Origin of the sequence: Halorubellus amylolyticus (assembly GCF_034808145.1) — an archaeon.
Taxonomy (GTDB): Archaea; Halobacteriota; Halobacteria; order Halobacteriales; family Natrialbaceae; genus Halorubellus.
Genome location: NZ_JAXHGM010000001.1, coordinates 753,374 through 776,026 on the forward strand (window position 1 = coordinate 753,374; position 22,653 = coordinate 776,026).

The following is a 22,653-nucleotide window of genomic DNA, read 5'->3' on the forward strand; positions in this document are numbered from 1 at the left end:
CCAGCCACGGAGCGGTCGGTCCACCCCAGCCACGCCCCAGCCGTCGACCTCGACTCTCAGTCCTCGCGACGCTCGACCTCGCGCTTGGCCTCGTCGGCGTACGCGTCGGCGAGCCGCGTCGGTTCCGGGAGCTTGTAGCCCGCGGTCGTCGCGAGCACCGCGTCCGCGGCTGTCGCCGCCGACACGCGATGCCCGGGACTCACCCAGAGCGGGTTGATCGACCGCGACCCCGAGTCGTACTGGCGGGATTGGACCGCGTACCCCACGACCTCGCCGTCGGACGCCGTCACGGCTTCGTCCGCGAGCACCGGCACGCGCTCGCCCGCCGCGAGCCCATCCACGTCGCGCTCTGGCGTCCCACAGAGCAGGTTCTTCGCGACGCCCACGGCCGGCACGTCGAACACGACACCCATGTGCGTCGCCAGCCCCGCCTCCCGATAGTGGATGCGGCCGCTCCCGTCGAACAGCACTAAGTCTGGGTCGTGCTCCAGTCCCTGGAGGGCATCCACGATCGGGCCGCCCTCGCGGAACGACAGCAACCCGGGAATGTAGGGTATCTTCAGTGACGTCACCGCGTACGTGCGCTCGACGACCTCGTCGCCACGCGAGACGACGACCGCCGACACCGCGCGGTCGTCGAGGAACGCCTGGTCGACGCCAGCGACCAGCGGCCCCTCCGGCCGCCCGACGCGCGCCGCGTCGAACCCGAAGTCGTCCGCGAACGACGCCACGTCCGCGACCGCGCGCTGCTGGGCTTCCATCTCCTCGCGTGACGCCGACGGGTCGGGAACGAACTCGGGGCGTTCGACGTCCATCAGAACCGACGCCTGCCACCCGGGCCACCGGGACCGCCGGGGCCGCGACCACCACCGCCGAACCCGAGGCTCTGCGGGCGCCGGACGTCGCCCTCGATGTACTTCCCGTACGCCAACCCGACGAGGAGGCCGACGAGGTGCGCGCCCTGCGCGACCCCGCCAGCGCCGACGCCGCCGCCGCCGCCGAGGATGGCGAGCGACGAGATGAGCGCGTAGAAGATCGTGATCGCCCAGATGGGGACGGGGAGGATGAAGTAGATGTACACCTTCAGGTCCGGCGCCAGCACCGTCAGGACGCCCAGTATCGCGAGCGCTGCGCCGCTCGCGCCGAGCACCCCCGACAGTTCGCCCGGGTTCAGCGCCATCGACAACCCGATCTGGCCGAGGCCCGCGAGCACGCCCGTGCCGAGGAACAGGAGCGTGAAGTCCCGCGACCCGACCAAGTCCTCGACTATCCGACCGAAGAAGAAGATGATGATCGCGTTCCCCGCGATGTGCCCGAGCGCCGGCGGCGGCGAGTGCGCGAAGATCGACGTCACCCACGTCCAGACGTACAGCGGGTTATCCGTGGACAACACGAACACGTCCAGGTACGTCCCCGCGCCGACGAACTCGAGGACCGCCCACTGCGTCAACCACGTCACGAACATCGCCGCGAGGAACACGTACGTCATGTTCCCCCGGAAGTACGACAACGCACCCCCGGGGCCGAACAGCGAGAACGACCGCCCGCTCCCCTCGGACTGGACCGAATCGTCGAACCCGCTGTCGAACACGCCCTTCGGGTCGTTCCACTCGGTCAACCCCGGACAGTCGTGCTTCTCCGGCAAGCGATGTTCGCCGCAGAACGTGTTCCCGCAGTGAGAGCACGTGTACGGCATGTTCTCGTGCTTGCCGCACTCGTCGCATTTCGCCATTGCCGGCGGCTACGGGAGGACGGGTCAAGGGGCTTTGGGTGTCCGTCATCGACGCCGCCAGACCTGCCGGGCATCGTCCGGACGGGTCGGCGGTGGTCGTCGACGGCTAGAAGAGCGCTTCGTCGTCCTCGAGCAGCTTCGCGGGGCCGCCGACCTCCCAGATGGTGGTGCGGACGCCCGTCTCCGCGACGGCTTCCTTCACGCGTTCGACGTGGTCGGCGGTCGTGTTCACGTACACGGACGCGCCGGTGTCCGTGGAGAACCACACGGGGACGGAGTTCACGTCGTCGTCGTCCTCGTACCCGTTCTCGCGGAGGTCGCGGACCGTGTCGAACACGGAGAGCGTCGCGGGCTTCCAGTACACCCAGCCTTCGGGGCCGGTCATCGTCGTCGCGGCGAGACTCAGCGAGTCCTGCTCGGCGATGTCGCCGACGCGTTCCAGGTCGTCGTCGTGCAGTGCGTCCTTACAGCTCTGGAGTTGCTCGTGGACGTGCGCCATCCGGTCGCCGAACATGTGGCTGCGTTCGGCCTCCTCGTGCGCGTCGTCGGTTTCCTTGTACGCGGGGACGAGTGCGACGACGATTTTCAGGTCGCTCTCGAGGTCTGTGGGGATGCGGTGACTCCGACAGTCTTGGTCGTTCATACCGGCACTCAGGTACGAGAACCCGCCGGTGACGGAGCGTGCGGCGCTCGCTGAACCGACGCGTGCGATGGTCGAGATGTCCTCGAGGGTCGCGTCCAGTTCGGCGGCCTCAGCGAGCGCGCGTGCTGCGGCCGCGAACCCGGACGACGAGGAACCGAGTCCGACGTTCGACGGGAACGAGTTCTCGCTCTCCAACCGGACGGGGTAGACGGTGTGCGCGGCGTCGCTCATCGACCGCGCCTTCTCGACGACGCGCTCGACGCGGTCGAACGCGGACCCTTCGAGTTCCTCGCCGTCGACGATGTACGTGTCCTCGTCGTAATCCATGGAGAACTCGACCGTGGTCTTCGTGTGACTCGGCGCCGTGCAGACGCTGATGGAGTCGTGGTACGGGAGTCGCTCGATGTCGTCGCGCATCCCGTGGTACTTGACGAGCCCCTGAATCGGGTGCGCCATCGCGGTAGCTTTCATACCAGTACGGGAGACGACCGCGCGCTTAAAACCCACGGCAGACGACGGACGCGGCCGGGTGCGCGGCGTCACTGGTCGTCGACGGGTCGGTGGTCTCCGGAACCGAACGGCTGAAACGGACCCGTTCCGACGTCCCTGGTATGGGAACGCCACGCGACTCGCGACGCGCGCAAGCCGAGACCGTCGTCGAACGCCTCCACGAGGAGTACCCCGATTCGACGATATCGTTGAACTACGCGTCGCGACTGGAGCTGCTCGTCGCGGTCGTGTTGTCCGCACAGTGCACCGACGAGCGCGTGAACGACGTCACCGAAGACCTCTTCGAGACGTACCAGACGCCAGCGGACTACGCGAACGCGACCCGGGACGAACTCGCGGACGCCATCTACGGGATCACGTTCCACAACAACAAGGCCGGCTACCTGCAGGGAACCGGCGAGCAGCTTCTCGCCGAACACGACGGCGAGGTCCCCGACGAGATGAGCGCGCTCACGGACCTTCCCGGCGTGGGTCGGAAGACGGCGAACGTCGTCCTCCAGCACGGCCACGACGTCGTCGAGGGGATCGTCGTGGACACGCACGTCCAGCGCCTCTCCCGGCGCCTCGGGTTGACGACCGAGGAGCGCCCCGAGGCCATCGAGCAGGACCTCCTGGACGTCGTCCCCGAGAGCGAATGGCAGCAGTTCACGCACCTCCTCATCGACCACGGGCGCGCCGTCTGTGGCGCGCGGAGCGCCGACTGCGACGCGTGCGTCCTCGCGGACATCTGTCCGAGCGAGCGGGGCGACGGCGAGGTCGACCTCGCCAGCGGCGAGGCGTGGTGAAACCGGGCGTCGCCGGCTCCGGCCGCGTCAACCAAGCCGATTTGGCCCGACGCATACCGGCGTGGCCAACCGCGTTCGACGTATGACGAACGACGAGACCAGTGACGACGAGACCAGTGACGCCGACCGACACGAGGAGCTCTCGCCCGAGGAGCGAACGAACGTCCCCGCCGAAGCACTCGCGGACGTCGCCGACGCGCACGACGACGCCGTCGAGGACGAGGAGAACGACCGCGAGCCCGGGGAACGGACGAACACGGAGAAGCTGAACGACGAGGCGCGCGATAAGACCCGACACGACAACGCGCCGGACGAGATGCCGAACCGCCAGCAGTGACCGGCGCGTGGGAGCATCGCCGGCAGTGAAACGGCGCTAGAGGATACTGTACCACCGCACGTACCGGGCGACGCCGACGAGGTACGCGAGGATCCAGAAGAACACGTACCCGAAGACGCCGACGCGCAGGCGCGTCCGCCACTTCCCCATGTGCTCGTGGAGTTCGTCGATCGAGACGTCCTGGTCGGGGTCGTCGTAGAGGTCCGCGCTGCGTTTCGCCTGGAAGATGCGGGCGATACCCCAGAGTCCGAACAGGAGCATCGCGTACGCCTGGAGCCCGAAGAACGCGTGGAGCGCGGTCAGGCTGCTGATGTTGTCGAACAGCCGCGGCGCCATCCAGAATACGACGGGGACGGTGTTCAGGGCGAGTCCGGTGACGACGAACTTCAAGTGATACATGAGGACGTCCCACGTCACGACCGGCTGGTTGATGATGTACCAGGCACCGTAGACGTAGAACGGGAAGCTGGCGGTGACGACGGCGGTGACGACCGTCGCGACCACCACGTCTTCGACCATGCTCGGCCCTAACGGCCGGGGTGTCCTAAAGGACGCGTTCCCGGACGCCCGCGGTCGGAAAGGGTAAACGCCCGTGGACCGAAGTACCGGGGGATGACTGACTCCCGACCGACGTCGGCCGACGACCCCGACCCCGGGAGCGACAGCGACGACCCGTCCGGGCCGGACCGAGACGCGTCACCGCCGGGCGACGTGGCCTCGTCCCCGTCCGACGACGACTCGGCATCGGACGCGGAACTGCGCGCACGCGTCGAGGAGAAGTACGACTTCGACGACTTCGGGCCGGGAGACATGGCGGAGATGACGCCCGAGGAATGGGACGCCGCGTTCGACGAGGGAACGTGGATCACCGGCGACGAACTCCTCGAACGCGTCCGGACGGACCTGGAGCGTCGCGTCGCGCACCGGGACGTGTTCGCGGTCGTCGAACGCCGCGAGGTCGACGGCGACGACGCCGTGCTCGCGTTCTCCGACGAAGGGTACGCCGTCGTCAAACGCGACGGCTCCGTCGAGGGGTTCGGGACCGTGCTCAGGGACGTGAAACCGACGGTCGCGCTCTGCTCGATGGACTCCTACGAACCGGAGGAGCCACCGGCCGGTGCCGTGCTACCGGACCCCGAGGAGGTCCCCGAGGGCAGCGGTGAACTCGGGAACTTCATGCTGCAGCTCATCGCCGGCGTGCTCGGGCTCTCCGGCGTCGTCCTCCTCGGCGCTGCGGTGTTCGCACCGGGTGCCGCCGGCACCGGCGAGATCGGTCGCGGCCTCATGATCGTGTTCGGCCTCCTGTTCCTCGCCGCCACGTTCGTCCTGTTCTTCACCGTCGCGAACGCGCGGCTCTCCGACAAGTTCCGCGCCGAAGAGTACCGGGAACGACTTCGAGCGATCGGGCTCGAGGACGGCGAACGTCCCGCGTTCCTCCCGACGGAGGACGACGAAGCGACCGTCGAGACGGCACTCGACGGGCCCGCAGCGGACCGTCCCGACGCGTCCGAATCGGCCTCCGAGCGGACCGACGGCACTGACCCCGCTGGAACGGGGCAACCCGACGCGGAACGCGACGGTGACGAGAGCTCGAACCCGACCACGTAACCCCCTCCAGACACCCGCATCGGTGGGTTTAAGCAACGTCAATCCTGACCTACGGATGTATATGAAAAGGCGGGACTTTCTGAGAACTGCCAGCGGCGTTTCCGGAGCCGCCGCGGCAGTCGGCGCGGCGTCCGCAGGCGCCGCCGCCGAGGACCAAGGACGCTCCGGCGCGCCCAACAACACGACCACCACGGGCGCACCGAACGGTACAGGGTCGGCCAACAACACCACGGCCGGCGGCGGTGCGCCCTCCGGCCCGACCAAGGAGGTCGTCGTCGGCCCAGGCGGCTCGCTCGTGTACGAACCGGCGGACCTCACGATTGCGAACGGGACGACCGTGAACTTCGTGTGGGACTCCGACAACCACAACATCGTCGTCGACGGTCAACCCGAAGGCGCCGGTTGGGAAGGGACGCCAGGTGCTGACTCGAAGACGTACAACACCGGGTACGAGTACTCGCACACGTTCACGACCAACGGCGAGTACCAGTACTACTGTCAGCCCCACGTCGGCGCCGGTATGGAGGCGAGCATCACCGTCAAGGACACGGTGGCCTCCGGCGGTGGCAAGGAACAGGACCCCGAACACATGGGCGTCCCGTTCCAGGCGCACTTCGTCGGACTGGCGACCATCCTCGCCATCATCAGCTCGCTGCTCTTCACGTTCTACACGCTCAAGTACGGCGAATCCGCGCACACCGCGGCCCCCAACAAGGACTAATCCATGTCGACCAAAGGAAGCAACTACGGCGACATCCACCGCTACGAGCCCGCTCGCGAGAGCACGGCCGCCGCGGTCGCCATCGTCCTGCTCACCGTCATCGAGGTCGTGTTCGTCGGACTGTTCACGTACGGTCTCGTCGCCGGCTGGGGACTGGACGCGGTCGGTAACATGTACCTCGGGACGATCCTCGCGATAATCTTCGTCGACCTCGCGTTCATCCTCCTGCTGTACCGGAAGGAGTTCCTCCCGGACGTCATGATCGTCAAGAAACGACGCCGGAAGTGGGAGGACCTCTACATCCGCGAGGAGGACGTCGACGGGGAGCAGAGCTTCGACCCCGAGAACGCGGTCGAGACACTGAAACGGGCAGTATACCCGTACTACAAGCGATAACAATGCCACTGGACGAAGACAAGTATCCGGTCGAATCGGACCGTCGGCGGTTCGTCAAAGGCGTCGTCGGCGGCGCCGCCCTCGCGGGCGTCACGACAGCGAGCGCCGCCGCCGTGAACACCGCCACCGCACCGAGCGGCGCCGGTGGTGGGACGACGACGTTCTACGCCGTCGAGAACACCGACGGCCCCGCACCGCGCGGGATGCCCCAGATTCCCGTCGAGATAGACAGCGAAGGCTACCTGATGGGCGCGTGGCCGGAGTACGAGGACGGCGCCGACGCTGCCGTCACCGAGAACTACGGCGGGACGGAGGTCGACTACTCGTCCGCGTGGTTCCAGTACTGCGGCGTGCAGACGTACTCGGGCGTGTACCCGGAAGCGGACCAGGACAACTACTTCCGGTACTCGTCGACGGGCTACGACTGGCACAGCGACAAGGGCGGCGACAAGATACACATCGACGACTTCCAGGAGCTCGGCGACCCCTGGCGGGAGTGGAACACGTCGTTCGGGACGAAGTCGAACGGGAAGCCGGCGGCCGGCACGTGGCGGTCCCAGGACCTGGACCCCGCCGAGACGATGCCCATCCAGATCGTCCGGTCCGAGAACGTCCAGGAACTCGCCGAGGAGGACGACTGGATCGACGCGTCCACGGCCGAGGGCTGCGTCGCGTGGCTGAACAAGTGCACGCACTTCTGCTGCGTCCCCGGCTTCAAGGACATCGAGGGGTCCGCGAACTTCGGTGCGGCGGACAAGATCTACTGCCAGTGCCACCAGTCCGTCTACGACCCGTTCAGTATCGTGAAGAAGTCGTTCGTGGCACTGCCACGGCCGGCGAAGGAGGACTGACACAATGAGCCTGGAGAAGAAAGACGAACACGACCATCGCGGCTGGATACAGAAACGGGACCTGACGCCCGTCGAGAAGGGCTACCTGATGGTTCTCGTGTACCTCGACCGGCGTCTCCGCATCGTTGACTACCTCGAACTCCTCGAGGACCTGTACTACAAGGTCAACATGCAGATGCCCAAGAGTCACACCGAACAGTACAACCTCGACAACAAGTTCTGGTACTGGTACCCACTGTACGCGTTAGGGTCGTTCTCGACGATAGCGTACGTCGTCGCGGCGTTATCGGGCGCGTTGCTGGGGTTCTACTACGCACCGGCGACGACCGGTGACCCGTCGGGTGCGTACAATCAGATCGTGTTCATCATGACGGACCTGAACTTCGGGTTCATGCTCCGGTCCATCCACCGGTGGGCCGCGCAGGTCATGGTGGCGGCGGTGTTCCTCCACATGCTCCGCGTGTACTTCACCGGGGCGTACAAGGAACCGCGTGAACTCAACTGGATCCTCGGCATCGTCCTCATCTCGTTGACGATGGTGTTCGGGTACACGGGCTACCTGCTTCCCTGGGACCAGCTCGCGTTCTGGGCCGGCCAAATCGGCGTGGAGATGTCCCTCTCGATCCCGCTCGCGGGTGAGTGGGTCGCCCAACTCCTGTTCGGTGGGTTCACGTTGAGTCAGGCAACCCTGCAACGGATGTACATCCTGCACGTGTTCCTGTTGCCGTTCATCGTGACCACGCTCATCGCCGTGCACATCGGGATCGTCTGGATGCAGGGCATCGCGGAACCACACTGATACAATGTCTGAGAACAACGACGAGGAACCCATGGCTGACGGCGGCAGTGGCACCGGCATCGTCGCGCCGGACGACGAGACCCCGACGTGGCGCGAGCGCAAGGAGCGCACGGAAGGGCTCTCCCGGTTGACGTACGAGTACTTCGAGCGTGCGCGACGCGAGGACCAGGACCTCCGTCAGGAGTCCGATTACGTCGAACGCGACGTGCTCGCGTTCCCGGCGTGGCCCCACGAGATGATCCGGAACCTCTCCCTGACGAGTTTCTTCGTCGGGATGATCCTGTTCCTGTCGGCGGCGCTTCCGCCGCACATCGGGCCGCCCGCGAACCCGAGCAGTACCCCGGCGATCATCCTGCCGGACTGGTACCTCTACTGGTCGTTCGGGCTGTTGAAGCTCGGACCGCTGAACCCGGAGCTCTCCATCCTCGGTGGGGAGACGGCGGCGGAGGGCGCGAAGCTGATGGCGGACCGCACGTACGGCGTGGTCGCGAACCTCGTCGTCGTCGGGTTCATCGCCATCGTGCCGTTCCTGAACAAGGGGAGTGCGCGCCGGCCGGTCGAGCAGCCGTTCTGGGCTGCGGTCGGCGTGTTCGGTGTCGTGTTCGCGTTCACAATCAGCATGCTCTCCATCAAGAACCTGCTCCCGATCGGGTCGAAGCTCCTGTTGGACGTGACGTTCCTGCTGCCGTTCGTCGCGGGCACCATCTCGTACGCGGTCCTGCGGTCGATGCAGGAGGGGTACATGTACGACCTGAACCGCCGGTACTACCGGCTGCGGCCGCCGAAGTAACTGCGGAATCCACGTTCTTTCGATGACTGACGACGAGCCAGTAGACGATGGTGCTCGCGGGTCTCGCGAGGTCGAGGTCCCGATGCGCCTCTACAAGACGGTGACGGTGTTCGCGACGTTGATTGCGATGGTTGCGGTCATCCTCGGGTTCGTGGCGTTGGACGTGGCGACGAACCGGGCGCAGGCGTCGCCGGACGAGGTGAACGTCGTGCTGGCGCTCGCGGGCCTCGGGAGTATCGTGCTCGGTGCGTTCGTGTACGCGTTCTCGACGCGCTTCCGGTCTCCGGGAATGGGAAAGTCTAAAGACGAATCCGACGAAGGTTCAGATAATGGCTGACGAATTCGCCAAAGGCACGGCCATCCTCACTGGTGTGGGACTGGTCTGGATGGTCCTGGCCGGCTGGTACAAGACGCCGTCGTTCGAGGGTGCACAGCTCACGGGGGCGCCACCGGGCGACCTGGGGACGTACGGTGAGATGGCGCTCATGCTCGAGAGTGGCCTTCGTTGGTTCATCATCATCGGCGTGTTGACGTTCTGGGTCGTCATCCCGGCGGCCGAGCAGACGCGCGAGTACCTCGCGAGCTGAGGCGGTGTTTCTGCGGTCACGTTCGATTCCGTACGCGTTCGTCGACGAGCGGTTGCGTCGTCCGCTCCCGATGGTCGAACCGGCACGGTGATGGCGTCGTTCAGTCGACGAGGGGATTTTGCTGGGGATGAGAGTCGTTCGGTCGACGCGAGGAAATCTCGCTGGGAGTGAGAGTCGTTCGGTCGACGCGATGAGTGGTCGGCAGTTGGTTGGGGGTGTGCTGTGGTGGGTTCACCCTTCGTCGCGTCGTCCGTCGTGAGTCCAGCGAGTCGGTGCGCCTCGAGTTCGCGTCTGGGACGGGGACTGTGGGGTTCTCGGGGTCGTCGTCCCAGCTGTCTCGACGTCGTTCGGACGGTCTCGACGGGTCGTTAGCACACGTTCAGTGCCGCTACCAGCTCGGCACAGACGTCGGTCTGTACGGGATGACTGTCGGAGAAACGGTCGGGGTGGTGCTACGAGTATGAGCGTTCGTTCGGAGAGCGGAGCACGCGTCGAGACGCGTGCGTGGTCAGATGATCTGGGAGAGTCCCTCGACGAACACGTCGAACTCGTTCGCGAGCTGGAACGTCGCGTACCCGAGGACGAGCAGGGATGCGAACAGTGCGCCGTTGGGCCGACGAACCGAGTCGTCTTTGCGGAGGTCGACGCTCCGCGTCTCGAACTCGAAGAAGTCCGTGACGAACATCCCGAGGACGAGCATCGTGAGGACGACGCCGCCGTGTTGCGCGTAGGTCGTGTAGTAGAACGTCGTCAGGATGAGGACGAGCGTCGACGCAGTGTGAAGCGGGTGACGGGAGGCGGTCTCGACGTCCTCGTCCTCGGCTTCGCTGACGTTACGCTGGTAGGCGAGGATGCGCGTCGCCATGTTGGCGAGCACGAGCACGACCAGCAGGTACTTGACGAGTTCGACGCCGAGCACCTTGCTGGTGAGGATGGCGTCGAGGGGTCCGAACATCGTCGCTGGGTCCATAGGTGAACCTGTGTGGACGAGGCATTAGTGCTTTTCCAATGCGTGCGGCCACGGTCCGGTGCTCTGCGGGGTGACGGCGATGGTGAGCGAGTCGTCCGGGGTGCTTTCGACGACGTCCCTGTGTCCGATGCGAGTGACGTGCGTGTCGTCGATGCGGAGGGAGACGTCGCCCTCGTCGCGTTCGACGGTGAGTGTGACGTCGTCGTCGGGGACGACCCAGTCGTCGGCGTTCGTCGCGAACGGCGCGATGGGGACGGCGGTGAGCACGCTCGTGTGGGGTGCGACGACGTGGCTGCCGGCGGCGCGCGCGTACCCCTGCGAGCCGGCGGGCGTGGCGAGGACGACGCCGTCTGCGCGGAACTGGCCGACGATGCGGTCGTTCGCGCGGAGCGTGTACTCGCTGATGCGAGCGGGTTCGCTCGTGACGAGCGTGACGTCGGCGAGTGCGCGGACGGGGTCGATGCCGGGTGCGTTCACGGCGAGCGTTCTGCGCGTCGCGGTGTCGTGTTCGCGGGCGACGACCGCGGCGATGGCGTCGTCGGCGTCGTCGGCCGGGACGCTACGCGTGCTCGGCGTGGTCTCGACCGGGAGGACGGGTGCGTCGATGCGTGCGCGGACGAACTCGACGAGCGCGCGGTCGCCGGCGGCGATGCCCGCGTCGAGGTCCATCGTGGCGAGCGCGCGTGCGTCGTCGACGACGGGCGTGCCGCCGGCGCGCTCGACGGCGGTGGCGAGCGCGGTGACGTCGGGCGCGTCGGCGGCGGTGGCGTCGACGATGCCAACGACCGCGTCGGCCGTCGTGGACTCGTCCATACTCGGGGTTGCGGTGGGGCGACCAAAAACCCTGCAGGTCTCGTCGCCGCGCCGTCGGCGGATGTACGCTCCACGGATCGGTGCGTCGGTGGACGTACGCTCCGCGGGTCGGTGCGTGAGGGTCGGGATTCGACGTCAGTCGTCGTACGGCCAGTCGCCGGTTATCTTCATGCCTTCGGCCTGGTCTTCGTCCTCGAGCTGGGTGGCGATGTCGCCGGGGTCGCGGTGGGGGATGGTCGTGTCGTCGTCGGCGAGTTCGACGGCGAGTTCGGCGAGGACGATGGCTTGCTCGCGGAGGTCGCGGCGTTCGAGCTTGTCGAGGGTGTCGGCGTGCGTGTGCCCCCAGCCGCGGCCGTCGCCGGGGGTCTTCCCGTAGACGTGCGTGCCGGGGACGCCGTGCTGGACGAACGGCCAGTGGTCGCTGTGCGGGCCGAGTTCGGGCGAGACGTACGCGGGGTGACCCAGGCGGTCGGTGACGTCGTCGATGGCGTCGGCGAGCTCGTCGAAGCCGTGCGCGTAGAACCCGAGGTCGCGACCCTGGCAGACGCCGTCGAGGTTCAGGACGGCGCTGACGTCGTCGCGGTCGGCGGTCTCGGCGAGGTGCGCGGAGCCGACGAGGCCGACCTCTTCGGCGCCGAAGCAGACGACGTGGACGCGCGTGTCGAGGTCGGCTTCGCGTCGGGCGAGGGCGTCGACGACCTGGACGACGGCGGCGGTGCCGGCGCCGTTGTCCATCGCGCCCTCGGCGATGTCGTGCGCGTCGACGTGACTCGTCAGGAGGAGTTCGTCGTCGGTGTCCGGGCCGAGGGTCGCGTGGACGTTCTGGCTGGTCGCGTCCTCGACGGTGGCGGTGACGTCGACGTCGACGGTGTCGCCGTCGGCGCGCCGTGCGATGCGCGCACCGGTCTCGGCGGAGACGCCGACCGCGGGAATCTCGCCGACGGGGTCGGCGTCAGTGCCGACGCTCCCGGTCGGTGGAAGGCAGCCTTCGACGTGGTTCCGATAGACGAACGCGGCCGCCCCCGCCTCGACGGCGTGGTAGTACTTTTCGCGCCGGTGCAGGTAGCGGTCGTACCACTCGGGGACGTCCGAGCGCGCGAGCACGACCTTCCCCTCGAGGTCGGCGCCCTCGAAGTCCCGCGGGAGGCCGTACCCGAGGTCGACGAGTTCGCCGGACGCGGCCCCGTCCGGTGACCGTGGGAGGGAGATCACCTCGTGGTTCTGGTCGTAGGTTTCGCCTGCCGCGTCGATACTGCTCGCGTGGCGCTCCCAGCCCTGGACGTCGAACTCGGCGAGGTGCGCGTCGCGCGCGCCGGCGTCTGCGAGGGCGTCCCGCGTCGCTTCGGCTGCGCGTCGCTCCCCGTCGCTCCCGGCCATCCGGTCGCCGATATCGACGAGTGCCTCCAGGTGGGTCCACCCGACGTCGCTCGTGAACGTCTCCCCGATCCAGTCTGTCATTGCCTCTCACGAATCGACGGTCCGTGTTAGGGTTTCCGGCTCGCGAGTACGCGGCCCGATTCGACGATTCGTCAATATTGCCACGACTCGACACCGCCAACCACCGACGAATCAGTGACGAGTTTAAGTACTCGATGATAATTCCATGGGCGAATCTGTTTGAGGCGATTCTTTATTACCCGTGCGGGCGATTGTCCGATAGACCCTCAGGTGTCACTAATGTCGAAGGCTGACAACATCGTTCGCGTCATGTCCCCGGGCGGCTCTCAAGTCACCGACCACAGCGTCTCCGCGGAGCGTGCACGCTCCCTCTACGAGACAATGGTACTCGCCCGGACATTCGACGAGAAAGCCGTCAGTCTCCACCGACAGGGGCGCATCGGGACGTACGCGCCGATGGCCGGCCAGGAAGCGGCGCAGATCGGCGCGGCCGCGGCGATGCCCGACCGCGACTACCTGTTCCCGACGTACCGCGACCACGCGATGTACCTCCAGCGCGGTATCGACCTCCGCGAGGTCCTGCTCCACCTCTCCGGTGACGGGAACTACATCGACCGCGAGGACCCCGCGGGCCTGACGACGTTCCCCATCACGATCCCGATCGCGACGCAACTCCCGCACGCGGTCGGCGTCGGGATGGCGGCGAAGTACAAGGACGACGACGTCGCGAGCCTCGTCTCGTTCGGCGACGGTGCCACGAGCGAGGGCGACTTCCACGAGGCGATGAACTTCGCGGGCGTCTTCCAGACGCCGACGGTGTTCTTCTGTCAGAACAACGGGTACGCCATCTCGGTGCCCCGGGAACGCCAGACGGCGAGCGCGACCATCGCCCAGAAGGCCCAGGCGTACGGGTTCGACGGCGTTCGCGTCGACGGGAACGACGTGTTCGCGGTGTACGACGTCGTCACGGACGCCCTGGAGAAGGCGCGCTCGGGCGGCGGACCGACGCTCATCGAAGCGGTCACGTACCGGAAGGGCGCGCACACGACGACCGACGATCCGTCGAAGTACCGCGACGAGGGGGACGCCGAGGAGTGGCGTCTCGAGGACCCGCTGGACCGGGCGCGGACGTACCTCACGGAGGAGTTCGGGTGGTCGGAGACCGACGAGGCGGCGACCCGGGAGTGGGCGACCGAGACGGTGAAGGAGGCGGTGACGGCGGCCGAGGAGCACACGGGCTACGACGCCGGGGAGATGTTCGAGAACGTGCACGCGGAGATGCCCGCGCACCTCCGCGAGCAGCGCCGGCACCTCGTCGACGAGCCCCAGGTCGAGCGCTGACGGACGGCGCTAGTCGAGCACCCCTCCTTCGCGCAGTCCCACGACGTCGTCGACGAGCGTGCCCGCCGACTGGCAGGGGACGTTCTGGGAGAGTTCGAGGAGGACGGCGAGTTCCTTTGTGGCGAACGTGCGGTGTGTGGTCGAGAGCGAGTCGGGCGTCGTCGGTCAGTCGTCGTCGGTGAGCGTCGCGAGCAGCGTCTCCATGCTGTAGCTCCCGAGTGCGCGGGCGTCCTCGTGGAGTTCGTCGATGACGTACGTGGAGTTCGTGCGTTCGACGGCGTCGACGGTCTCGAAGTCGCGGATGAGGCGGCCGACGTCGTCGCCGTCGGCCAGGCGCGCGATGGCGACGTAGTCGGTCTCCCCCATCGTCGAGAACAGTTGGGTGACGCCTTCGATGGCTTCCACGTCCTCGGCGACGTCCTCGTGGCTCCCGGAGTAGTCGGTGAGGACCTCGAGGATGACGGTGACGCCGAGGCCGAGCGCGTCGAGGTCGAGGTCGTAGCAGTCGTTCTCGATGACGCCGGCCTCGCGGAGGTTGTTCAGGCGGTAGTGGATGGTCGAGACCGGGATGTCGGTCTCCTCGTGGAGGCGTTCGGGGCTGCCGGTGCCGAGTTCGCTGATGGCCTTGAGCAGGCGCACGTCGCGGTCGTCCATGTGTCGACGCTCGACCGCGAGCGACTTCAGCCTCCCGACCGTCGTGGACTCGAACTGAATCCATAATAACGGCTGTAGCTGTAGTTTCGTTCAACTCCTGTGTCGACGCTAATTCACAATCCTGGTTCTGGACGTCGAGTTGCAACGAGTTTTAATACGGGCGTCCGCTGGCGTTGGACAGAAACCGATGATATCGCAGAAGTTCTGGAGAGCACTACCAGACACTAGCCTGTTGTTCGTATCGCTCGCAATCCTCTGGGGGACGTCGTTCGTCGCCATCGAGGTCGGCCTCCACCACGTCCCCGCGCTCGCGTTCGCCGCGCTTCGCTACGACCTCGCCGGCCTCGTCGTCCTCGCGTACGCCGTCGCCGCGACCGACCGCTGGCGGCCCCGCACCCGCACCGAGCTCGTCAGCGTCCTCGTCCCCGCCGTCTTCGTCTTCGGCGCGTACCCCGCGCTCCTCTACGTCGGCGAGACGTACGTCTCCGGCGCCGTCGCCGCGGTCGTCGTCTCGCTCTCCCCGGTCCTCACCGCCGGCGTCGGGAGCGCACTCGACCTCGAGGAACCGCTGACGACGACCGGCCTCGTCGGCGTCGCACTCGGAATCCTCGGCGTCGGCGTCGTCGTCGACCCCGGCCCGGGCGCGCTCGACGGCAGCATCGTCGGCGTCGCACTCGTGCTCGCCGGCACCGCGTGCTTCGCGCTCGGGAGCGTCCTCGCGCGGCCGTTCGACGCCGGCCTCCCGAAACCGACGACGCAGGCGTGGGGGATGGTCGGCGGTGCCGTCGGCCTCCACGTCGCCAGCCTCGCCCGCGGCGAGTCCCTCGCCGCCGCGACGTGGACGACCGAGGCCGTCGTCGCGCTCGGGTTCCTCGCGCTCGCGTCCGGCGCCGTCGCCTTCCTCGTCTACTTCGAACTCCTGGAACGCATCGGCGCCACCGAACTCACGCTCGTCTCCTACCTCGAACCCGTCGTCGCCGCGCTCGTCGGCTGGGCCGTCTTCGGGAACGTCGTCGACACCACGACCGCGCTCGGCTTCGTCGTCATCTTCGTCGGCTTCGCGGTGCTCAAACGCCACGCGCTCACCGACGTCCTCGACACCGTCCGGCACCACGTGCAGGTCCGTACCTGACCGCGACCCCACCCGAACCGCGGAGGGGCTGGCGACCCGCGAGTTCCGGCGACGCCATCGCCGTCCTATCGCTTTTTGTACCCGGCCGACCGACGGCGAGGTATGACCGACTTCGACTTCGACGAGTCGCTGCTCGCCGAACTCACCGAAGCACACGGCGTACCGGGATACGAGGACGCGGTCCGCGACGTCGTCCGCCGCGAGCTGGAGGACGCGAGCGCGGTCGAGGCGGTCCGCTCGGACGCGATGGGGAACCTCGTCGGCACCATCGAGGGCACCGAGACCCCCGAGTACGAGGTCGTCGTCGCCGCGCACATGGACGAGATCGGGTTCATGGTACGCAACGTCGACGACGAGGGCTTCCTTCAGGTGGACGCGCTCGGCGGCTGGGACCCCGAGGTGCTGCGCGCGCAGCGCGTCGTCGTCCACACCGACGACGAGGACCTCCTGGGCGTCATCGGCTCCATCCCGCCCCACTCCGGCGGGAGCGACGACGACGAGGACCGCGGCGTCCACGACGTCGACGTCGACCTCGGCCTCCCCGCCGACGAGGTCCGCGAGCGCGTCGCCGTCGGCGACCGCGTCTCCACCACGCAGACGACCGAGGTCGTCGGCGACTGCATCAACGGGAAGGCCCTCGACAACCGCGTGAGCGTCTTCGCGCTCTGCGCGCTCGCCGACCGACTCGAGGACCCGCCGGTGACCGTCCACCTCGCCGCGACCGTCCAGGAGGAGGTCGGGCTCCGCGGCGCCGAAGCCATCGGCGTCGACCTCGCGCCCGACCTCGCACTGAACCTCGACACGACCGTCGCGAACGACGTCCCCGAGACCGACGACGACGAGTACGTCACGAAACTCGGGAACGGCGCCGGCATCAAGTTCAAGGACTCGAGCGTCATCCCGAACCGGAAGGTCGTCGACCGCCTGCGTTCGGTCGCCCGCGAGCGCGACGTCGACGTCCAGCACGAGGTCCTGCCCGCCGGCGGTACCGACACCGCCGGCTTCCAGCGCTCCTCGGGGCCGACGCCCGTCGGCGCCATCTCGTTCCCGACGCGGTACCTCCACACGCCCGTCGAGAGCGTGTACGGCGACGACGTCGCCGCCGCCATCGACCTCGCCGACGCGTTCCTCTCGACGGAGACCGGCGACCACGACTACACGCTCTAGGGACCGACCGCCTCGCCGACCCGCCGTGTTCGAATCGAAGATTTCAGTACGGGGCTCCCCTAACCACCGGGTATGGACGAAGACGCTACGGACACGCCTGTCTCGCGCCGGCAGTTCATGACGGCCGTCACGGGCGCGGCCGCGACCGGCGCCGCGGGGACCGCCGCCGCTCAGGAAGGCACCGAAGGCGGTGGTGGCGGTGGCGCGACCGAAGAGGTCGTCGTCGGCCCCGGCGGCTCGCTCGTGTACGAACCCGCCGACCTCGAGATCGCGGTCGGAACGACCGTGAACTTCGTGTGGGACTCCGACAACCACAACATCGTCGTCGACAGCCAGCCCGAGGGCGCGAACTGGGAGGGCACCGAAGGCCCGGCGTCGAAGACGTACAACTCGGGTCACGAGTACTCGCACACGTTCGACACGACCGGCGAGTACGACTACTACTGTCAGCCCCACGTCGGCGCCGGCATGGAGGCGAGCATCACGGTCGTCGAGAGCCTCGACACCGGTGGCCCCACCGGCCCCGTGCTCCCCGGGAGCGCGAAGACCCTCGCCGTCGCCGGCACCGCCGCGATGCTGTCCGTGCTCTCGATGGCGTACTTCTTCATGCGGTACGGCGGCGACTTCGAGACCCCCGAGTAATCCAGTCGCGGTCCCGCGGTCTCGCGACCGGTACCGTTCACCGACTGCTCTCGTTCCTCGCGCGCCACGACATCGCCGCGACAGCGACCAGCTCATCGATCCAACGACCAACTCGTTGAGTCGACGACCAACTCGTCCCGACAGCAATCAACTCGTCGACCGATTCGTGGCAGAAACTCCCCGTGCTCAGGACGACCAGTACCCGCGCGTCAGGAGCACGAGCACCGGGAAAATCTCGAGGCGCCCGATCCACATCAGGACGACCATGAACACCTTCGCCTCGATGGTGAAGTCGATGTAGCTCCCCATCGGTCCGATGAGCTCCAGGCCCGGCCCGATGTTCCCGAGTGTCGCCGCCACAGCGGTCATCGCCTCGATGACCGACAGCGGCGCGGGCTGGGCCATCACCGCCGCGTCCGCGACCAGCACCCCCACCGACACGAAGAAGATAGCGAAGTACAGGAGCGTGAACGCGTAGATGCCGCGTATCGCGCGCTCGTCGAGCGCCTTCCCCGCGAGCCGGACCGGTCGGACCGCGTCCGGATGGACGGTCGTGAACAGCTCCCGACGCAGGGACTTCAGGATGACGAGCCACCGCACGATTTTGATACCACCACCCGTCGATCCCGCGGACCCGCCGACGAACATCGCGAACACGAGCAGGTACTTCGCGGGCCCGCTCCACGCGTTGAAGTCCATCGTCGCGTACCCCGTCGTCGTCACGAACGACACCACCTGGAACGTCGCCTGGCGGAGCGCGCCCTCCACGTCCTCGAAGATCGGGAACGTGTGCGCGATGGGTTCCGCGGCGACGCCCGTGTCGGCGTAGTGTGGTGCGGTCGCGTCGGTCGCCGGCCCCGCGAGCCCCGGGTCGAGGTAGACGAACGCCGCGGCGGCCGCTGCCAGAATGCCGATGACGCCGGCGTACGCGCGGAACTCGGTGTCCTGCAGGAGCTTGTCGAAGTTCCCTTTCGTCGCGTGCCAGAACAGCGCGAAGTTCGTCCCCGCCGCGATCATGAACGGGATGATGAGCCACTGCACCGCCGCCGAGAACGCCTCGATGGACCGGGCTTCTGGCGAGAATCCGCCCGTGGACATCGTCGTGAACCCGTGCGCGATCGCGTTGTACGCCGTCATCCCCGGCGCCATCCCGGCGACGTGCAGGCCGTAGAGGAGGGTCATCTCGAGGACGGTGATGCCGGCGTACGCCACCCAGAGGGCACGCGCGGTCTCCGCGATACGCGGCGTGAGCTTCTCGATGCCCGGCCCGGGCGCCTCCGCGTCCATCAACTGGGCGCCCCCGACCGAGAGCTCGGGGAGGATGGCGACCGCGAGCACGACGATACCCATCCCGCCGAGCCACTGCGTCAACTGCCGCCACATCATGAGCGCTCGCGTGTGGCTCTCGAACGAGATGTCGCCCATCACGGTCGCGCCAGTCGTCGTGAACCCACTCATCGTCTCGAACAGCGCGTTCTCCGGGTGCTGGAGCGTCGTCTCCGTCGCGTACGCGAGCGACCCGCCCTGGACGGTGAGGTGCTCCAGGAGGTACGGGATCGCGCCGACGAGCGACACCGCGAACCACGTCGCCGCGACCATCAGGAACCCCTCGCGCGCCCCGATGTCCGGGTCGTCGTCCAGCCGCTCCAGCACCGTGCCGACGCCGACCGCGACGACAGCAGTCACGAGGAACGGAACGACACTGCGCGGGTCGTAGATCAATCCGGTGACGATGGGGACCAAGAGCGCGACCGCGAGGTACTTCGTCACCCGTCCGACGAGCGAGACGCTCGCGCGCCAGTCCACCTTCATAACCGCGGCGTGACCTCCTCGATTATCGACGTCTCCGCGAACACGACGACGTGATCGCCCGGCCTGACGACCGTGTCCCCGCGGGGCGTGATGAGGTCGTCGTCGCGCGTGATGGCGCCGACGACCACGCCCTGGGGCAACTCCGCGGTCGCGTCCGCGATGGTGCGATCCGCGAGCAGGCTCTCGTCGTCCACCTCGATCTCGAGGACCTCGGCGCGGTCGCTCTCGATGATGGCGACGTTCTGCGTGTGCTCCTCGCGCGTGAACCGCGTTATCTCCTCGGCGGTCACCTCCCGCGGGTTCACCGCCACGTCGACGCCGACGGTCTCGAAGACGTCGACGAACGACCCGTCCTCGACGACCGCGACCGTCCGCTTCGCGCCCAGGCGCTTCGCGAGCAAGCTCACGAGGAGGTTCTTCTCGTCCGACGACAACGCCGCGACGACGAGGTCCGCGTCCGCGACGTGCTCGCGCTCCAGGAAGTCGATGTCCGTCCCGTCGTTCTCCAGAACGACGCTCCCGACGAGCTCCTCCGCGAGCTCGCGAGCGCGCTCCGGGTCGCGCTCGATGACTCGCGGCGTCACGCCCTGCGCCTCCAGCAACCGCGCCGTCTGATACCCGATCTCGCTCCCGCCGACCACGTACACGTCGTCGGAGCTCTCGAGCCCGTCCGACGGCGTCAGCTCGGTGGCGAGCAACCGACAGCTCTCCGGACTCCCGATGACGACGACCTTGTCACCGGGCTCGATGCGCGTGTCCCCGCGCGGGATCTTCACGTCGCCGTTCCGGAGGATGGCGGCGAACGTCAGCGACTCGAAGCGGTCCGCGGACTCGACGGTCTCGTTCGCGAGCGTGCTCGCCTCCGTCACCTCGAACTCCGCCATGCGGACGCGACCGCCCGCGAACGAATCGACGTCCTGCGCGCCCGGCAACCCGGCGATCCGGACGATGGTCTCCGCGGCGAGCAGGTCCGTGCACACCATGAAGTCGACGCTGAACGCGCCCTCGGCGCCCCGCCACGTCGTCAAGTAATCCGTCTTCCGGACGCGAGCGACCGTGAACACGTCCGAGACGGTCTTCGCGGTCGCGCACGCCACGATGTTCGCCTCGTCGCTGTCCGTGCTCGCGATGAGCATGTCCGCGTCCTCCACGCCCGCTTCCTTGAGCGTGCTCAGGGACGTCCCGTCGCCTTCGATGGCGAGGACGTCCAACTGGTACGTGATTGCTTCGACGCGGTCCGCGTCGGTGTCGACGACCACCACGTCGTGCGCGTCAGCGAGCCCACTGGCGATGTTCATCCCGACCTCGCCAGCACCGACGACCAGCACTCGCATCACGCGCTCACCTCGTGCATAGTCGGGCCGGACGGACGGCCCGAACAAGAGGGTTGTCATGCGCGACGCGGCCGCTGCCGGGTGCCGTGGTCGGCCGCGGCGCGGTCAGGGGTCGCGCGGGCTGGTGTCGACGTCCAGGTCGACGCGCCGTCGCTGCCCTTCGAGGTCGACGACCACCCGCTCGACGATACGGGTCGCCTCGCTCCGTATCTTCGGCTTGACCTTCTCGACGACCCAGGACAGCGAGACGAACCGCGGCAGGTCGATGCTCCCGACCGTCGCGGAGTCGGCGTCGTACTCGACGAGGAACCGGACTTGCGTCGCGACGTCCTCGCCCTCGGGCGGGTCGACGGAGTCGACGAACCAGTAGCCGGTCGCGTCGATGTCCTTCGTGATACGCCAGTCGATGCGCTCGGGCGGGTGCGTGTCGGTGACCTTCGAGTGCGCGGTGTAGGTGAGCTTCCACCACGCGAACTGGAGGTCGTATCGCGTGCCGGGTCCGCCGTCGCCGCGCTGGTCGACGTCCGTCAGATGCTCGGAGTACGCTGCGTACCCGGGGAAGTCGAGCAGGAACTCGTACACTCGCTGCCTGTCTGCGTACACGACGGTCGTGACCTCGACTCGCTCCACGACCGTACTGACGGCGGTTCGGAGGTAAACGTTTCGTCGTCGTCGCTCGCCCGCTCGAACTCGGTTCCCGCGCTCCACAGACCGATATAGCATCACACGCACGGAAAGATATATTTGCTGCGGTGAAGACTAATTGGAGTAAGTGGCTATGAGAAACAAACGTGGCGTTCGCGTGCTCGTGGTGCTCGTCGCCGCCCTCGCGGTGACCGGCCCGGTCGCCGGTGCGGTCGCCGGGACCGGCGGGACGGGTGACGTGAACGAGCCGACGGACGCGTCCGGCGTCGACCTGGGGCTGTCGGTCTCGGCGGGGTCGACGGACCCGGGCGGGACGGTGACCGTGACGTTCGTCGTGGAGAATACCGGTTCGACCGCGGCGTCGTCCGCGTCCCTCCAGGCGCGGTTCCCGCCGGCGTGGTCCGCGACGAGTCACTCGGACGACGGCGCGCAGTTCGCGAAACGCGGCGTCGGCTGGCTGTTCGAGACGCTCGAACCGGGCGAGAAACGCACGGTCTCCGTCACGATGCAGGTCCCCGAGGACCACGACGGAACCGACCTGACGCTACGCGCACAGGTCGGGGACCGTGACCGGAACACCGCCAGCGCCAACACCACGATCGTCGTCGGCGAGACGGACGGCGACGACGGGTCTGGCGGTGACGATGGTGGTGACGGCGACGACGGGTCTGGTGGTGACGATGGTAGTGACGGCGATGATGGTTCTGGCGGCGACGATGGGTCTGGCGGTGACGACGGGTCTGGCGGTGGACTGGACGGTGGCAGCGACGATGACGGGAGCTCCGGCGACGACGGGTCCGATGACGGCGGAACCGGTGGTGGTGACGACGGGGAATCCAGCGATGACGACAGTTCCGGCGACGACGAGGATTCCGACGACGGTGGGCTAAGCGGCGGTGACGACGGGAGCTCGGACGATGACGGCTCGAAGTCCGGTGATGACCCGAAGTCCGGTGATGACTCGAAGTCTGGTGATGACTCGAAGT

At 67.6% G+C, this 22,653-nt stretch carries 26 protein-coding genes; 15 read left to right on the forward strand and 11 right to left on the reverse strand.

Annotated features, from left to right (window positions below):
• Positions 1–56 precede the first annotated feature (56 nt).
• The 3 genes from SM754_RS03780 to mvaD all read right to left on the reverse strand — a co-directional run bounded on the left by SM754_RS03780 (position 57) and on the right by mvaD (position 2,846).
• Complete coding sequence (locus SM754_RS03780; protein WP_323674875.1) at positions 57–815, reverse strand: endonuclease V; 759 nt, start codon at positions 813–815, stop codon at positions 57–59.
• Positions 815–1,732 carry a rhomboid family intramembrane serine protease gene (locus tag SM754_RS03785; RefSeq protein ID WP_323674876.1) on the reverse strand — a complete coding sequence of 306 codons (918 nt, stop codon included), beginning with the start codon at positions 1,730–1,732 and terminating at the stop codon, positions 815–817. The genes SM754_RS03780 and SM754_RS03785 overlap by 1 nt, the downstream gene beginning before the upstream one ends.
• A gap of 106 nt (positions 1,733–1,838) precedes the next feature.
• Positions 1,839–2,846 (reverse strand): phosphomevalonate decarboxylase MvaD, encoded by a 1,008-nt coding sequence (mvaD, locus tag SM754_RS03790; RefSeq protein ID WP_323674877.1) that lies wholly within the window; start codon positions 2,844–2,846, stop codon positions 1,839–1,841.
• A gap of 140 nt (positions 2,847–2,986) precedes the next feature.
• Between mvaD and nth the strand changes: the two genes are divergently transcribed.
• Positions 2,987–3,670: an endonuclease III gene (gene nth, locus SM754_RS03795; protein ID WP_323674878.1), complete on the forward strand. Its 684-nt coding sequence runs from the start codon at positions 2,987–2,989 to the stop codon at positions 3,668–3,670.
• An 82-nt stretch (positions 3,671–3,752) separates the two neighbouring features.
• Complete coding sequence (locus SM754_RS03800) at positions 3,753–4,007, forward strand: hypothetical protein (RefSeq protein WP_323674879.1); 255 nt, start codon at positions 3,753–3,755, stop codon at positions 4,005–4,007.
• A 36-nt stretch (positions 4,008–4,043) separates the two neighbouring features.
• On the opposite strand, the gene SM754_RS03805 is transcribed toward SM754_RS03800, so the two are convergent.
• A complete protein-coding gene (locus SM754_RS03805; protein WP_323674880.1) occupies positions 4,044–4,526 on the reverse strand; it encodes a DUF7321 family protein in 483 nt (160 codons plus the stop codon).
• A 93-nt stretch (positions 4,527–4,619) separates the two neighbouring features.
• Here SM754_RS03805 and SM754_RS03810 point away from each other — a divergent pair, with 93 nt between their 5' ends.
• The 8 genes from SM754_RS03810 to SM754_RS03845 all read left to right on the forward strand — a co-directional run bounded on the left by SM754_RS03810 (position 4,620) and on the right by SM754_RS03845 (position 9,759).
• A complete protein-coding gene (locus tag SM754_RS03810; protein WP_323674881.1) occupies positions 4,620–5,615 on the forward strand; it encodes a DUF7319 domain-containing protein in 996 nt (331 codons plus the stop codon).
• A gap of 61 nt (positions 5,616–5,676) precedes the next feature.
• Positions 5,677–6,336: a plastocyanin/azurin family copper-binding protein gene (locus tag SM754_RS03815; protein WP_323674882.1), complete on the forward strand. Its 660-nt coding sequence runs from the start codon at positions 5,677–5,679 to the stop codon at positions 6,334–6,336.
• Positions 6,337–6,339: 3 nt separating this feature from the next.
• The gene (locus SM754_RS03820) at positions 6,340–6,732 is read left to right on the forward strand and encodes a DUF7318 family protein (protein WP_323674883.1); all 393 of its coding nucleotides are present in this window, start codon (positions 6,340–6,342) and stop codon (positions 6,730–6,732) included.
• A 2-nt stretch (positions 6,733–6,734) separates the two neighbouring features.
• Complete coding sequence (locus SM754_RS03825; protein ID WP_323674884.1) at positions 6,735–7,583, forward strand: ubiquinol-cytochrome c reductase iron-sulfur subunit; 849 nt, start codon at positions 6,735–6,737, stop codon at positions 7,581–7,583.
• Positions 7,584–7,587: 4 nt separating this feature from the next.
• A complete protein-coding gene (locus SM754_RS03830; RefSeq protein ID WP_227131801.1) occupies positions 7,588–8,382 on the forward strand; it encodes a cytochrome b in 795 nt (264 codons plus the stop codon).
• Positions 8,383–8,386: 4 nt separating this feature from the next.
• Positions 8,387–9,172, forward strand: coding sequence for a cytochrome b family protein (locus tag SM754_RS03835; protein WP_323674885.1), 786 nt, complete (start codon positions 8,387–8,389; stop codon positions 9,170–9,172).
• A 22-nt stretch (positions 9,173–9,194) separates the two neighbouring features.
• Entirely contained in the window at positions 9,195–9,509 is a 315-nt protein-coding gene (locus SM754_RS03840; RefSeq protein ID WP_323674886.1) for a DUF7315 family membrane protein, read from the forward strand.
• Positions 9,502–9,759: a DUF7314 family protein gene (locus SM754_RS03845; protein WP_323674887.1), complete on the forward strand. Its 258-nt coding sequence runs from the start codon at positions 9,502–9,504 to the stop codon at positions 9,757–9,759. The genes SM754_RS03840 and SM754_RS03845 overlap by 8 nt, the downstream gene beginning before the upstream one ends.
• Before the next feature lie 508 nt (positions 9,760–10,267).
• Here the strand turns inward: SM754_RS03845 and SM754_RS03850 are convergent.
• The 3 genes from SM754_RS03850 to SM754_RS03860 form a co-directional block, all read right to left on the reverse strand.
• Positions 10,268–10,729 carry a DUF7313 family protein gene (locus SM754_RS03850; protein ID WP_323674888.1) on the reverse strand — a complete coding sequence of 154 codons (462 nt, stop codon included), beginning with the start codon at positions 10,727–10,729 and terminating at the stop codon, positions 10,268–10,270.
• Between the two features lie 24 nt (positions 10,730–10,753).
• The gene (locus tag SM754_RS03855) at positions 10,754–11,542 is read right to left on the reverse strand and encodes an NAD(+)/NADH kinase (protein WP_323674889.1); all 789 of its coding nucleotides are present in this window, start codon (positions 11,540–11,542) and stop codon (positions 10,754–10,756) included.
• 135 nt (positions 11,543–11,677) lie between these two features.
• A complete protein-coding gene (locus SM754_RS03860; protein ID WP_323674890.1) occupies positions 11,678–13,000 on the reverse strand; it encodes a M20/M25/M40 family metallo-hydrolase in 1,323 nt (440 codons plus the stop codon).
• 219 nt (positions 13,001–13,219) lie between these two features.
• Here SM754_RS03860 and pdhA point away from each other — a divergent pair, with 219 nt between their 5' ends.
• Entirely contained in the window at positions 13,220–14,281 is a 1,062-nt protein-coding gene (pdhA, locus tag SM754_RS03865; protein WP_323674891.1) for a pyruvate dehydrogenase (acetyl-transferring) E1 component subunit alpha, read from the forward strand.
• Positions 14,282–14,446: 165 nt separating this feature from the next.
• Here pdhA and SM754_RS03870 read toward each other — a convergent pair whose 3' ends face one another.
• Entirely contained in the window at positions 14,447–14,935 is a 489-nt protein-coding gene (locus tag SM754_RS03870; RefSeq protein ID WP_323674892.1) for an Lrp/AsnC family transcriptional regulator, read from the reverse strand.
• A gap of 187 nt (positions 14,936–15,122) precedes the next feature.
• On the opposite strand from SM754_RS03870, the gene SM754_RS03875 reads away from it, so the two are divergent.
• From SM754_RS03875 to SM754_RS03885, 3 genes are all read left to right on the forward strand, one after another.
• The gene (locus SM754_RS03875; protein WP_501993734.1) at positions 15,123–16,067 is read left to right on the forward strand and encodes a DMT family transporter; all 945 of its coding nucleotides are present in this window, start codon (positions 15,123–15,125) and stop codon (positions 16,065–16,067) included.
• A gap of 102 nt (positions 16,068–16,169) precedes the next feature.
• Positions 16,170–17,234 (forward strand): M42 family metallopeptidase, encoded by a 1,065-nt coding sequence (locus SM754_RS03880; protein WP_323674894.1) that lies wholly within the window; start codon positions 16,170–16,172, stop codon positions 17,232–17,234.
• A gap of 72 nt (positions 17,235–17,306) precedes the next feature.
• The gene (locus SM754_RS03885; RefSeq protein ID WP_323674895.1) at positions 17,307–17,876 is read left to right on the forward strand and encodes a plastocyanin/azurin family copper-binding protein; all 570 of its coding nucleotides are present in this window, start codon (positions 17,307–17,309) and stop codon (positions 17,874–17,876) included.
• Between the two features lie 186 nt (positions 17,877–18,062).
• Here the strand turns inward: SM754_RS03885 and SM754_RS03890 are convergent, their stop codons facing one another.
• The 3 genes from SM754_RS03890 to SM754_RS03900 form a co-directional block, all read right to left on the reverse strand.
• Positions 18,063–19,688, reverse strand: coding sequence for a TrkH family potassium uptake protein (locus SM754_RS03890; RefSeq protein ID WP_323674896.1), 1,626 nt, complete (start codon positions 19,686–19,688; stop codon positions 18,063–18,065).
• Entirely contained in the window at positions 19,685–21,022 is a 1,338-nt protein-coding gene (trkA, locus tag SM754_RS03895) for a Trk system potassium transporter TrkA (protein WP_323674897.1), read from the reverse strand. Before trkA ends, SM754_RS03890 begins: the two co-directional genes overlap by 4 nt.
• Positions 21,023–21,127: 105 nt before the next feature.
• Entirely contained in the window at positions 21,128–21,652 is a 525-nt protein-coding gene (locus tag SM754_RS03900; RefSeq protein ID WP_323674898.1) for an SRPBCC family protein, read from the reverse strand.
• A gap of 148 nt (positions 21,653–21,800) precedes the next feature.
• Here SM754_RS03900 and SM754_RS03905 point away from each other — a divergent pair.
• On the forward strand, positions 21,801–22,653 hold an 853-nt coding region (locus tag SM754_RS03905; RefSeq protein ID WP_323674899.1), incomplete at its 3' end, for an NEW3 domain-containing protein.